The sequence below is a fragment of the Mycolicibacterium canariasense genome (genome assembly GCF_002101555.1).
Taxonomy (GTDB): Bacteria; Actinomycetota; Actinomycetes; order Mycobacteriales; family Mycobacteriaceae; genus Mycobacterium; species Mycobacterium canariasense.
Map to the genome: position 1 here is coordinate 334,771 of NZ_LQOL01000049.1, position 12,377 is coordinate 347,147.

The 12,377-nt window shown below is 67.3% G+C and carries 11 protein-coding genes; 4 read left to right on the forward strand and 7 right to left on the reverse strand.

From position 1 onward, the window contains the following. The first annotated feature begins 33 nt into the window (after nt 1-33). Both AWB94_RS14330 and AWB94_RS14335 read left to right on the forward strand, forming a co-directional pair. Nucleotides 34-1,194, forward strand: a complete 1,161-nt coding sequence (locus AWB94_RS14330; RefSeq protein ID WP_062655928.1) for a pyridoxal phosphate-dependent aminotransferase — start codon at nt 34-36, stop codon at nt 1,192-1,194. A gap of 30 nt (nt 1,195-1,224) precedes the next feature. After that, the gene (locus AWB94_RS14335) at nt 1,225-2,544 is read left to right on the forward strand and encodes a DUF222 domain-containing protein (protein WP_062655929.1); all 1,320 of its coding nucleotides are present in this window, start codon (nt 1,225-1,227) and stop codon (nt 2,542-2,544) included. Here the strand turns inward: AWB94_RS14335 and AWB94_RS14340 are convergent. Genes AWB94_RS14340 through AWB94_RS14350 form a run of 3 tightly spaced genes read right to left on the reverse strand, consistent with a single transcriptional unit; the run spans nt 2,525 to nt 6,566 of the window. After that, on the reverse strand, nt 2,525-4,495 hold the full coding sequence (locus AWB94_RS14340) for an acetoacetate--CoA ligase (protein WP_201029516.1): 1,971 nt from the start codon (nt 4,493-4,495) through the stop codon (nt 2,525-2,527). The genes AWB94_RS14335 and AWB94_RS14340 overlap by 20 nt on opposite strands. Next, the gene (locus AWB94_RS14345; RefSeq protein WP_062655931.1) at nt 4,480-5,226 is read right to left on the reverse strand and encodes a 3-hydroxybutyrate dehydrogenase; all 747 of its coding nucleotides are present in this window, start codon (nt 5,224-5,226) and stop codon (nt 4,480-4,482) included. The genes AWB94_RS14340 and AWB94_RS14345 overlap by 16 nt, the downstream gene beginning before the upstream one ends. Then, nucleotides 5,223-6,566, reverse strand: coding sequence for an MFS transporter (locus AWB94_RS14350; RefSeq protein ID WP_062655932.1), 1,344 nt, complete (start codon nt 6,564-6,566; stop codon nt 5,223-5,225). The genes AWB94_RS14345 and AWB94_RS14350 overlap by 4 nt, the downstream gene beginning before the upstream one ends. A gap of 74 nt (nt 6,567-6,640) precedes the next feature. On the opposite strand from AWB94_RS14350, the gene AWB94_RS14355 reads away from it, so the two are divergent. After that, entirely contained in the window at nt 6,641-7,540 is a 900-nt protein-coding gene (locus AWB94_RS14355; RefSeq protein WP_109762086.1) for a LysR family transcriptional regulator, read from the forward strand. Between the two features lie 131 nt (nt 7,541-7,671). Then, nucleotides 7,672-8,658: a hypothetical protein gene (locus AWB94_RS14360; RefSeq protein ID WP_062655933.1), complete on the forward strand. Its 987-nt coding sequence runs from the start codon at nt 7,672-7,674 to the stop codon at nt 8,656-8,658. Between the two features lie 10 nt (nt 8,659-8,668). Here the strand turns inward: AWB94_RS14360 and hsaB are convergent, their stop codons facing one another. Genes hsaB through hsaA form a run of 4 tightly spaced genes read right to left on the reverse strand, consistent with a single transcriptional unit; the run spans nt 8,669 to nt 12,241 of the window. Next, the gene (hsaB, locus tag AWB94_RS14365; RefSeq protein WP_062655934.1) at nt 8,669-9,262 is read right to left on the reverse strand and encodes a 3-hydroxy-9,10-secoandrosta-1,3,5(10)-triene-9,17-dione monooxygenase reductase subunit; all 594 of its coding nucleotides are present in this window, start codon (nt 9,260-9,262) and stop codon (nt 8,669-8,671) included. Between the two features lie 7 nt (nt 9,263-9,269). Then, the gene (gene hsaC, locus AWB94_RS14370; protein WP_062655935.1) at nt 9,270-10,178 is read right to left on the reverse strand and encodes an iron-dependent extradiol dioxygenase HsaC; all 909 of its coding nucleotides are present in this window, start codon (nt 10,176-10,178) and stop codon (nt 9,270-9,272) included. Between the two features lie 3 nt (nt 10,179-10,181). Continuing rightward, nucleotides 10,182-11,057, reverse strand: a complete 876-nt coding sequence (gene hsaD, locus AWB94_RS14375; RefSeq protein ID WP_062655936.1) for a 4,5:9,10-diseco-3-hydroxy-5,9,17-trioxoandrosta-1(10),2-diene-4-oate hydrolase — start codon at nt 11,055-11,057, stop codon at nt 10,182-10,184. After that, nucleotides 11,057-12,241: a 3-hydroxy-9,10-secoandrosta-1,3,5(10)-triene-9,17-dione monooxygenase oxygenase subunit gene (hsaA, locus tag AWB94_RS14380; protein ID WP_024451577.1), complete on the reverse strand. Its 1,185-nt coding sequence runs from the start codon at nt 12,239-12,241 to the stop codon at nt 11,057-11,059. The genes hsaD and hsaA overlap by 1 nt, the downstream gene beginning before the upstream one ends. Nucleotides 12,242-12,377 lie beyond the last annotated feature (136 nt).

Genomic DNA, 12,377 nt, shown 5'->3' on the forward strand with positions numbered 1-12,377 from the left:
GATATGGGGGCCAGGTGTTCTAGCCTGGCTCAGATGACCAACCCCGTGGCACTGCGCGCCGGTATCCCGCCGTTCTATGTGATGGACGTGTGGCTGGCGGCCGCCGAGCGGCAGCGCACGCACGGGGACTTGGTCAATTTGTCGGCGGGTCAGCCCAGCGCGCAGGCGCCGGCACCGGTGCGTGCGGCCGCCGCCGAGGCGCTGACCCACCACAATCTCGGATACACGGTCGCCCTGGGCATTCCGGAGCTGCGCGCGGCCATCGCCGCGTCGTATGAGCACCGGTACGGCCTGCATGTGGAACCCGATGCGGTGGTGGTGACCACCGGCTCCACCGGCGGTTTCCTGCTGGCATTCCTGTCGTGCTTCGACGTCGGCGACCGGGTGGCGGTCACCAGTCCCGGCTACCCCTGCTATCGCAACATCCTGTCGGCGTTGGGCTGCGAGGTGGTCGAGGTGCCGTGCGGACCGGAGACCCGGTTCCAGCCGACGGTGGCCATGCTCGAGGCGCTGGACCCGCCGGTGAAGGGGCTGATCATCGCCAGCCCGGCGAATCCGACCGGGACCGTCATCGCCCCGGCCGATCTCGCGGCGATCGCCCGCTGGTGTGACGCCAACCGGGTGCAACTGGTCAGCGACGAGATCTACCACGGCCTGGTCTATCCCGGTGCCCCGGCCACCAGCTGCGCGTGGGAGACGTCGCGCAATGCCATTGTGGTGAACAGTTTTTCGAAGTACTTCGCGATGACGGGCTGGCGCTTGGGTTGGCTGCTGGTGCCCGAACCGCTGCGCCGCGCCGTCGACTGTCTGACCGGGAACTTCTCCATCTGCCCACCCACCCTGCCGCAGTTGGCCGCCGTTGCCGCCTTCGATCCCGAGTCGCTGGCCACCGCCGACGCCCTGGTCCAGGACTACGCGGTGAACCGGGACCTGTTGTTGCGCGGGTTGCCCGAGATCGGGCTGGACCGGTTGGCCCCCGCCGATGGCGCGTTCTATGTGTACGCCGACATCTCGCGGTACTCGCACGACTCACTGGACTTCTGCGCGCGGTTGCTGGCCGACACCGGGGTCGCCATCGCCCCAGGGGTCGATTTCGACACCGTGCACGGCGGGTCGTTCGTCCGGCTGTCCTTTGCAGGGGCTGCCGACGAGATCACCGAGGCCCTGACCCGGATGGGGTCCTGGCTGACCTGACTTGTCGGACGGTGGGCGTACAGTCAAACCATGTTCGAAAGTGTGTTCGATTTCGGTATCGGTGCCGGTGTTGATACCGATGTCGATGCATACGCCGACGCCGACGAGGCGACGCTGCGCGGGCTCGTCGAGCAGTTCGAACGGCTGAAAGCGGCCGCCGCCGCGGCGCAGGCACGCGCAACGGAGGCCTGGGCAACGAAGCGCCATGCGGCGGAGATGGCCGCGGGCATACCGAAGAAGAAGCGCGGTCGCGGGCTGGCGAGCGAAGTGGCCCTGGCCCGCCGCGTCGCTCCCAAACGTGGTGGCCAGCATCTCGGTCTGGCGACGGCGCTGGTGCGCGAGATGCCGCATACCTTGGCGGCACTGGAACGCGGGGTGCTCACCGAATGGCGTGCGACGCTGATCGTGCGTGAATCTGCGTGTCTGTCCGTCGAGCACCGCAGACAGCTCGACGCCGAGTTGTGCAGTGATGCATCCAAGCTCGAAGGCTGGGGCGACAAGCGGATCGCGGCCGAGGCGAAGAAGATCACCGTGCGGCTGGACACGGAAGCCGTGGTCGAACGCAATGCCAAGGCGGCCGAGGAGCGCTGCGTGTGGATCCGTCCCGCACCCGACACGATGACCTATGTGACGGTGTTGTTGCCCGTCGCGCAAGGAGTGGCGGTGTACGCCAGCCTCAAACGAGAGGCGGATACCACGTTCGACGGGCGCTCCCGCGGCCAGGTGATGGCCGACACGGTGGTCGAGCGCGTCACCGGGCGCCCCGCCGATGCGCCCGTTCCGGTTGCCCTCAATCTGGTGATGGCGGATACCACCTTGGCCGGGGACGACGACGAGCCCGGTTGGTTGGACGGCTACGGCCCGGTGCCAGCCGGATTCGCGTGCAAGATCGTCGGCGACGCGGCGATGGACGAAACCGTCAAGACCACCCTGCGGCGCCTCTACCGGCACCCCGACAGTGGGCAGCTCGTCGCGATGGAATCGCGCTCGCGGATCTTCCCCAAAGGGCTGGCCACCCTCATCGGGCTGCGTGATCAGACCTGCCGCACCCCGTATTGCGACGCCCCGATCCGTCACCACGATCACGCGCAACCTCACCGTGAGTCCGGCCGCACGAGCGCGCTCAACGGACTCGGTGAATGCGAGGCCTGCAACTATGCCAAGGAAGCCCCTGGCTGGCGGGTCCGGACGACGGAGCGAGACGGTCGCCACCGAGCGGACTTCACCACTCCGACCGGAGCCGTCTACCGGTCGATCGCCCCGCCACTACCGGGGCCACCGATCCGAAGACGGATCAGCATCACCGAGGGCCGGCTCAGTATCGATCTGGTCATGTTCGACGCTGCGTGACATACCAATCCAGCAGATCGGGATTGTCGACGGCGCTGCGTTCCACCACCCGAGCCGCGTCCGCTCCCTGGAACAGCTTCTTGACGGGCACTTCGAGTTTCTTGCCGGTCCGGGTGTGTGGAATACCGGGAGCCACGATGATCTCGTCGGGTACATGCCGGGGCGACACCTCCGAGCGGATGGTCTCGTTCACCTTGCGCACCAGGGCATCGTCGAGGCCGGCACCCTCGGCGAGCACCACGAACAGCGGCATCCAGTAGCCGCCATCGGGTTGCTCCACACCGATCACCAGGGCTTCGGCGATCTCGGGCAGCCGCTCCACCGACTGATAGATGTCGGCACTGCCCATCCGGATGCCGTGCCGATTGAGCGTGGAATCCGACCGGCCGTGCACGATGACGCTGCCGTGGTCGGTGATGGTGATCCAGTCGCCATGTCGCCACACCCCGGGATACATCGTGAAATAGGCGTCGCGGTACCTGCTGCCGTCCGGGTCGTTCCAGAACGCCACCGGCATGGACGGCAGGGGTTTGGTGACCACCAGCTCCCCCACCTCTCCGCGCACCGACCGGCCGGCTTCGTCCCACGCGTCCAGCGCCACCCCCAGATACGGCGCGGACAGCTCGCCCGGCCACACCGGCACCGTCGGGACGCCGCCGGCGAACGCCGACACCACGTCGGTGCCACCGCTGATCGAGGCCACCTGGACCCGCTCACCCACGTTGTCGCGCAACCACAATGACGTCGACGGCGGCAGGGAAGAACCGGTGATGCCCACGGTGCGCAACGCGGACAGATCATGATCGGTGCGCGGTACCGCCGCGGCCTTGGCGCAGCCGAGCACATACCCGGGGCTGGTGCCCAGCACGGTGACCCCGAGCCGGGCGGCGATCTGCCACAACGCATCCGGTGCAGGATGCGCCGGACTGCCGTCATAACAGACGATGGTGGCGCCGGCCAACAGGCCGGCGACCTGGAAGTTCCACATCATCCAGCTGGGGCTGGTGAACCAGAGGAAGGTGTCTTCGGGGCCGATATCACTCTGCAGGGCAACGGCTTTGAGGTGCTCGACGAGCACCCCACCGTGCCCGTGGATGATGCCCTTGGGCAAGCCGGTCGTTCCGGAGGAGAACAGGATCCACAGCGGATGGTCGAAGTCCACGGCGGTGGTCTCCAGCTCGTCGGCGCCCGGCGCGCTGGCCTGCGCCCAGTCCAGGCACCCGGCGGGCACCGGGGCCAACCGCGATACGGCCACGGTCGCCTTGAGACCGGGCAGGCCGGCCCGCAGCTCGGCCACATCGGCACTCTTGTCGTGCACCTTGCCGCCGAACCGGTAACCGTCGGCCGTCACCAGCACCACCGGCTCCAGCTGGCCCAGCCGGTCCAGTGCGGCCTTGGCCGAGTAGTCCTGGCCGCACGCACTCCATACCGCCCCGATGCTGGCCGCGCCCAGGAAGGCGATGACGGCCTCGGCGATATTGGGCAGATACCCGGCCACCCGTTCGCCGGGGCGGACACCCAGGCCGCGCAGAGTCGCCGCGAAGGCGGCGGTGCGGCCCAGCAACTCGGTCCAGGACAGTTCGACGTCGGGGGCGTCCTCGCCGATACACAGGATGGCCGGCCGGTCGGTGCGCGCCTGCCGGGCGATCTGGTCGACGTAGTTCAGCGTGGTGCCCGGGAACCACTGCGCGCCGGGCATATCGGAGCCCGCCAGCACCTCGCCGGCGATATCGCCCAGCTCGAAGTACCGCCAGAGCGTGCCCCAGAACTCAGCGGGCTCGTCGACCGACCACTGCCACAGCGCGGGATAATCGCGGGGCCGGCCGGCGAACCGCGCGAAATCGGTGATCCGGGCGGCCTCGATGCCGGCCGGCGTCGGTTCCCACTGCGGCGTCGTCACATGGGCGAGCCTATGACACGCGGGCGTCGCTCCGGTTACCGTGCGCTCCATCCGCCGTCCATGGTGTAGGACGCCCCGGTCACCATGCCGGCGCTCGGTGAGGCCAGCCACGCCACCAGATCGGCCACCTCCGCCGGCTCCACCAGGCGTTTGATGGCGCTCTCCTTCAGCAGGATCTGCTCGAGCACCTGTCGTTCGTCCACTCCGTGCGTGCGGGCCTGATCGGCGATCTGCTTGTCCACCAAGGCGGTACGCACGTAGCCGGGGTTGACGCAGTTGCTCGTGACGCCGTGCGGGCCACCTTCGAGCGCGGTGACCTTGGACAGCCCCTCCAGCGCGTGCTTGGCCGTCACATAGGCCACCTTGTACTCCGAGGCACGCAGCCCGTGCACCGACGACAGGTTGATCACCCTGCCGAATCCGTTGGCGTACATGTGCGGCAGCGCGGCGCGGACGAGCAGGAACGGCACCTCGGCCATCAGGGTGAGGATGGCGCGGAAATCCGCCGGTGCGAAATCCTGGATCGGCGCCACCCGTTGTACCCCGGCATTGTTGACCAGGATGTCGGTCTGCAGCCGCAGGTCTTCCAGGGCGGCCACGTCCAGCAGATCCACGCCCCAGGCCGTCCCGCCGATCTCACGGGCCAGTTCGGCGGCGCCCTCGCCATCGCGGTCGGCGACGGTGACATGCGCCCCACGGGCCGCGAGCGCACGCGCACACGCCGCGCCGATACCGCTCGCTCCGCCGGTGACCAGAGCGGTGCGCCCGGTCAGATCGCTCACGCGGCAACCGCTTTCGCATCGGCGCGATCCACCTCGGCCAGGTCGATGCCCTTGGTCTCCCTGGCGAAGTACACGGCCACCAGGGTGATCGCCGCGGCGCCGGCGAGGTAGATGGCGATCGGCACCGAGGACCCATAGGTCTTGAGCAGCCACACCGCGATGATCGGGGCCAGCGAGCCGGCGACGATCGAGGTGACCTGATAACCCAGGGAGACACCGGAGTACCGCATCCGGGTCGGGAACATCTCGGACATGATGGCGGGTTGCGGCGCGTACATGAAGGCATGGATCACCAGGCCCAACGTGATCGCCACGACCACGGGTAGGAACCTGCCGCTGTCCATCATCGGATAGGCAAAGAAGCCCCAGCAGGCCGCCCCGACGGCTCCCGCGAAATACACCGGGCGCCGGCCGTACCGGTCCGAGAGCGCGCCCACGGTGGGAATCACGGCGAAGTGCACCGCGTGGGCGGCCAGCAACCACCACAGGATGTCGCTGGTGTTGGCGTGGACGTGCTCCTTCAGATAGGTGATCGAGAAGGTGACCACCAGGTAGTACATGATGTTCTCACCGAACCGCAGCCCCATCGCGGTGAAGACACCGCGCGGGTACCTCTTGAGTACCTCGATGGCACTGAACGAGCGGGCCTTGATCTCCTCGGCCTCCTGTTGAGCCGCAAGGAAGATCGGGGCGTCGGTGACCTTGGTACGGATGTAGTAGCCGACGAGCACCACCACGGCCGACAACCAGAACGCCACCCGCCAGCCCCACGACAGGAAGGCCGTGTCGGTCAGCGTGCCGTAGAGCACCAGCAGCACGACGGTGGCGAGCATATTGCCCGCCGGCACACCGGCCTGTGGCCAGCTGGCCCAGAATCCGCGGCTACGGGCGGGGCTGTGCTCGGCGACCAGCAGCACCGCGCCACCCCACTCGCCACCGACCGCGAAACCCTGGATGAAGCGCAGCGTCACCAGCAGGACCGGTGCGCCGTAACCGATCTGGGCGAAGGTCGGTAGGCAGCCCATCAGGAAGGTAGACAGGCCGACCAGGATCAGGCTGAACTGCAGCAGCTTCTTGCGGCCGAACTTGTCGCCGTAATGCCCGAACACGACGCCGCCGAGCGGCCGGGCCAGGAAGCCGATGGCGTACGTGGCGAACGCGGCCATGATGGCATCCAGGTCGTTGCCGCCCTGAGGGAAGAACAACTTGTTGAACACCAGGGTGGCCGCGGTGCCGTACAGGAAGAACTCGTACCACTCCACGACGGTGCCCGCCATGGACGCGGTGACGACACGTTTGAGCCCGGTCGGCGTATACGGATTGTGATCGGCAGCACACATGGTGGCGAGTATTCATGCACGCAGAGACGGGCACAATGCCCATATCCGCAGGGCGGGTCTGCAAATATGCAGATATGACCGCGCCGAGCGCCGACGACATGCTGATCCTGCTGGCCGTCGGCCGCACCGGGCGCTATGTCACCGCGGCCGAGCAGCTGGGCATCAACCACACCACCATCTCCCGGCGTATCGCCGCGCTCGAACAAGCCATCGGAGCGCGGGTACTGGTGCGGGTCGGCGACACCTGGGAACTCACCGACCGCGGTCGTGAGGTCCTCGCCGCCGCCGAAGCCGTCGAAGCGGCGGTGCACTCGGTCGGCGGCGGACCGGACCGCTCACCCAGCCTCGCCGGCGTGGTGCGCATCTCGGCGACCGACGGATTCAGCGCCTATATCGCGGCGCCGGCCGCCGCGCAGGTGCAGCGCCGGCATCCCGACGTGGCCGTCGAGATCGTCGCCACCACCCGGCGGGCCAGCCTGCAGCGCTCCAGCGTCGACATCGAGATCGTGGTCGGCGAACCCACCGTCCGCCGCGCGCTGCCGATCCGGCTCGGCGACTACTGCCTGGGTCTGTACGGTTCGCGGTCCTACCTCGCCGCCCACGGCACACCGGCCTCGGCCGACGAACTGGCCGAACACCCACTGGTCTATTTCATCGATTCGATGCTGCAGGTGGACGACCTGGACCTGGCCACCAACTTCGCGCCGGCCATGCGCGAATCGGTCTCCTCGACGAACGTCTTCGTCCACGTCGAGGCGACGCGGGCCGCCGCCGGGCTGGGCCTGCTGCCGTGCTTCATGGCCGACCGCTGGCCCGACCTGGTCCGGGTGCTGCCCGACACCATCTCCGCGCGCCTGACCTACTGGCTGGTCACCAGGGCCGAAACCCTGCGCAGGCCCGAGGTATCCGCCGTGGTGGAGGCACTGCGCGAACAGGTGACAGCCCAGCGCGACGTCCTGCTGGGTGCGCGGTGAGCAGTTGACCGCGATCGTCGAGCATCCCCGGGTTCGCCGGAGCGCACTGCGGGGTGGCCGCCACCGTCATCGACTTCGCGGGAACACATATCGGCAACTGACGGCGTTCCGGGATGGCATCCTGTAGCGCGATGGCATTGAGCAAGAGTGCACAACGCACGTTGGTGAAGTTGTTGGCCGCCGCGGCCTTGGTCGCCACCGTGCTCGGCGGTTTCGCCGCGTGTCTGTTCACGGTGGGCATGCCGGGTAAGCAGACCGCCGCACCGAAGAGCGGCCCGGCGCTCGACGGCACATTCAAGGTCGATATCGGCCCGACCGCCACGCCGGACGGAAAACCGGTGCCCGGCACCGCGCGCACCGAGACGTGGGTGGCGCGCTCGGTATGTCACGACGGCGGCGGTTGCGTCGCCACGGTGGCCGTCGTCGACCCGCGCAAGCCCGGCGAGCCGGCCCGGGACACCCTGGTGTTCGACTACGTCGGCGGCGACTGGCTGATGGTCCGCGAGGCGCCGGACAAGTGCAAGGTCGGCGACGCCGACATCGACGTGCAGGGCTGGACCATCATGGAACTGCAGTCCCGGATCGATGGTTCACTTGGCGGTGAATACACCTGGGCCACCGCGCCGGCACTGTGCGCCAACAAACGGGCCATCAACCTGACGCCCACCCGCGGCACCGACAACAGCACCCAGCCGCCGGACCCGGCTACCCAGCCACCGCTGAAGACGTCGCGCGGTGCGGCACTGCGCGGTACCTACGTCTACACCCAGACCTACCCCGAGACCGGAGAGGTGTTCCCGTCACACACCTACGATGCGACGACGTTCTGCCTGCGCACCGGTGACCGGTGCGTCTCGCTGATGGCGAGCCCCGACACCCACAACCTGTTCGTGATGATCTACGGCGACGGGCATTTCACCGCCAACTTCCCCGACGGTGACGCGCACTGCACCGACGGGGTGGGCAAGGTGCGGCAGTCCTCGCGCGACGACCTTCCGCTGCCGCAAGGCCCCCAGGACCCGCTGCTGGGGCTGGCGGGCAAGTCGTATCAGGACTACACCGGCGACTGCCCGGCGAAGGTGGAGCTCGACGTCAAGCTGGAGCGCACCGGGGACTAGTGCGAGTCCGTCACAACCAGGTGTCCGAGGTCGTCGTGGTGAGGAACGCCTCCAGATCGTCCCGCCACTGCGCCGGGGTGTTCTTGTCCGGTTCGATACCGGTGTATTCACCGCGGTAGAACAGGAGAGGGCGTGGTTTGATCCGCGACCCATGCTTCTCGCGCGAGCGCTCGTCGGCCGGTTCCGACATCGACTGGACCGCACCGAACACCACGAAATGGTCGCCGCCATCGACGACAGAGTGCACCGAACAGTCAATGTGCGCCAGCGAGCCGTCGATCACCGGAGAGCCGAGTTCGGATGGGCGCCAGTCGATTCCGGCGAACTTGTCCGGCGCCTTGGACCCGAACTGGGCCGACACGTGCTGCTGGTTCTCGTGCAGCACGTTGACACAGAACCGGCCACTGGCCTCGATGGCCTGCCAGGCCCGGGACTGCTTGGTGGGGCAGAACAGCACCAGGGGCGGATCGAGCGACAACGCTGCGAACGACTGACAGGCGAACCCGATCGGCACGTCGTCGAGCGTGGTCGTGATCACGGTGACACCGGTACAGAACTGGCCGAGCACATTACGGAATGTGCGCGGATCGATCGGCTGAGCCATCGGGCCGCTACTTGAAACCGACGCTGAAGTCGTGGCCCCACAGCGAGACCGCGGTGCTCTCCCTGGCGACCCAATTCGCGTCCTCGACTTCCAGGCCCTCGCAACCGAATTCGATGTCGAAGCCGCCGGGGGTCTTCATGTAGAAGGACAGCATCTTGTCGTTGGTATGCCGGCCCAGCGTCGCCGACATCTTGACGTTGCGACGCAACGCACGGTCCAGGCACAGGCCGACATCATCGGCGTTCTCCACCTCGACCATCAGGTGCACGATGCCGGTCGGGTTGGGCATCGGCATGAATGCCAGCGCGTGGTGGCGCGGGTTGCAGCCGTAGAACCGCAACCAGATGGGGTCACCGTCGGCCGGGCGGCCGGCCAGCTGCGGCGGCAGGCTCATCGAGTCCCGCAGCCGGAAGCCGAGCACATCTTGGTAGAACGCCTGCGCCGCGGCGTCATCGTCACAGGTGAGCACCACATGCCCCAAACCCTGTTGATCGGTGACGAACTTGTGGCCGTACGGGCTGACGAACCGGCGGCCCAGGTACTGGGCGCCGTGGAAGGCCTCCAGCACGTTGCCGGCCGGATCGGTGAACCGGATCAGGCCCTCGACGCGACGTTCGGACTTCTCCTCGCGGGTGCCTTCGGTGAAGCTGACGCCGGCCTTCGACAGCGTTTCGCGCAAGTTCTGCAGGGCGGGTGCGTCGGCCACTTCCCACCCGGAGATGAGCAACCGGTCGTGCTCTCCTGGCACGATGACCAGCCGGGCCGCGACCTCATCCATCCTCAGGTACAGCGCGCCCGGGGTGGCGTTGGCGGGGGCGGAGCCCTCGACCATGCCGAGGACCTTGAGCCCGAACTCGCGCCATGCCGCCACATCGGTCGACTCGATTCGCATGTACCCCAGCGACTTGATGCTCATGCGCTAACCCCCAAGGAAATCGATGGTGAGCTTGTTGAACTCGTCGAACTTCTCCACCTGTGCCCAGTGTCCGCACTGACCGAAGACGTGCAACTGCACGCGCGGGATTTGTTTCACCGCCACCAGTGCGCCGTCGAGCGGGTTGACCCGGTCTTCGCGACCCCAGATCAGCAGCACCGGCTGGCGTAGCTTGTACACCTCGCGCCACATCATGCCGAGCTCGAAATCCGGTCCCGCGAAAGACTTTCCCATCGCGCGGGTGGCGGCCAGCGATTCGGGTGTGCTGGCCATCTTGAAGCGTTCTTCGACCAGTTCCGGGGTGACCAGCTTCTGGTCGAACACCATGATGCGGATGAAGGCTTCCAGGTTCTCGCGCGTCGGCTCGTAGTTGAACTTGGCCAGCGCCTTGACGCCCTCGGTCGGATCGGGGGCGAACAGATTGACCGACAGGCCGCCGGGCCCCATCAACACCAACTTGCCCGCGCGGTCCGGGTAGTCCAGCGCGAATCGCACCGCGGTGCCGCCACCGAGCGAATTGCCCAGCAGCGGAACCCGGCCCGTGATCTGCAGCTTGTCGAGCAGGCCGAGCACCGCCTTGGCGCTGTACCGGTTGTACTGCTCGTGTTCGGTGTGCTTGTCGGACAGGCCGTAACCGGGTTGGTCGATCGCCAGCACACGGTAGGTCTGCGCGAGCACGGCGATGTTGCGACCGAAATTGGACCAGCTCGATGCACCGGGGCCACCGCCGTGCAACAGCACGACGGTCTGCGACGTCGGGTCACCGGCCTCGTGATAGTGCAGTCGCATGGCCAGATCGCCGGCCTGGACGTCGGCGTACCGCGACGTCGACTCGAACGTGATCTCCGAGATGGCAGTCATCAGACCATCGTGTCCGCGGGCGGCAGACCGAACTCGTTGTTCCCGAAGATCAGGTAGGCGCGTTCGGGCTCGTTGGCGGCGTGCACCCGGCCGGCGTGCGCGTCACGCCAGAACCGCTGCAGCGGAGCACCGGTCACCAGCGCGGTGGCCCCCGCCGACTCGAACAGCAGATCGATCGAGGCGATGGAGCGCGCGGTGGCGCGCACCTGGTCGCGACGGGCGCGGGCCCGCAACTCGAACGGAATCTCCTTGCCCGCCTGCAGGAGCGCGTACTCGTCACCGACATTGCCGATCAGCTGACGCCAGGCCGCGTCGATATCACTGGCCGCCTCGGCGATGCGCACCTTGGCGAACGGGTCGTCCTTGGACTTCTCGCCGGCGAACGCCGCGCGCACCCGCTTGCCCTGATGCTCCACATGGGCGGCGTAGGCGCCGTAGGCCATCCCGACGATCGGCGCGGAGATGGTGGTGGGATGCATGGTGCCCCAAGGCATCTTGTACACCGGCGCGGTGTTGTTCTGGTAGCCACCCGCGGTGCCGTCGTTCATCGCCTTGTAGGACAGGAAGCGGTGCGTCGGCACGAACACGTCCTTGACGACGACGGTGTTGCTGCCGGTGCCCTTCAGGCCGACGACATGCCACACGTCGTCGATGGTGTATTCGGTGCGCGGGATCAGGAAGCTGCCGAAGTCGACGGGGCGGCCGTCCTTGATCACCGGTCCGCCGAGGAACGCCCACGTCGCGTGCTCACTGCCGGAGGACCACTGCCAGGCGCCGCTGACCAGGTAGCCGCCGTCGACGACGGTGCCGGCACCCATCGGGGCGTAGGACGAGGACACCCGGACGGTCGGGTCATCGCCCCACACCTCGTCTTGGGCCTTCTGGTCGAACAGCGCCAGATGCCAGTTGTGCACGCCGATGATCGAGCTGATCCAACCGGTCGAGCCGCAGGCGCTGGCGAGCCGGCGGACCGCCTCGTAGAAGTACGTCGGGTCGGCCTGCAGGCCGCCCCACTGCTCGGGCTGCAGCAGTTTGAAGAAGCCGATCTCGTCCAATTCGTTGACGGTTTCGTACGGAACCTGGCGCTGATCTTCGGCCAGTTGGGCGCGTTCACGCAGCTTCGGCAGCAGATCGTCGATGCCGGCGAGGACCGCCTGCACGTCACGCTGTTCAATGGACGTCACTGAAATGCCTCCCGGATCGAGATCCACCACTAGACAGAGGTTAGAACACGTTACGATTTGTGTCGAGCAGGGCATTCTTTCAGCGGCTGGACCTGCGCAAGTTCGTTTTTGTAACATGTTCTAGTTATTGGGCAAC